The sequence below is a fragment of the Micromonospora sp. M51 genome (assembly GCF_018070305.1).
Lineage (GTDB): Bacteria > Actinomycetota > Actinomycetes > Mycobacteriales > Micromonosporaceae > Micromonospora > Micromonospora parva.
In genome coordinates this window covers 1-399 of record NZ_JAGPXZ010001555.1, presented here as the reverse complement: position 1 = coordinate 399, position 399 = coordinate 1, and the positions used below count along the sequence as shown (strand labels likewise).

At 75.4% G+C, this 399-nt stretch carries 1 pseudogene; it reads left to right on the top strand.

Annotation, left to right across the window (positions count from 1 at the left end):
- Positions 1-117 precede the first annotated feature (117 nt).
- Positions 118-399: pseudogene (locus KBX53_RS35920) on the top strand (D-alanine--D-alanine ligase); the annotation flags it as partial.

Here is a 399-nt window from a genome sequence, read left to right as displayed (position 1 = left end):
GTGTGATGGAGCAGGAGATCGCCATGCGCCGGGTCTTCGGCGCCGTGGGTGGCGCCGCCGGCCGGCGCGGCCGGGCCGGTTCCGACGTGCCCGGGCCCGACTTGGCATGATGCCGGCATGGGTACGACCGTCGAGCATCTCCTCGTGACCGAATCCGCCGTCTCGGCCGACCTCCGCGTCGTGGTGCTCGCGGGCGGCCTCTCCTACGAACGGGACGTGTCGCTGCGCTCCGGTCGTCGGGTGCTCGACGCGCTGCGCGCCGTCGGCGTGGAGGCCGAGCTGCGCGACGCGGACGTGGCGCTGCTGCCGGCGCTCGCGGCCGACCCGCCGGACGCGGTGGTGATCGCACTGCACGGCGCGACCGGCGAGGACGGCTCGCTGCGCGGGGTGCTGGATCTG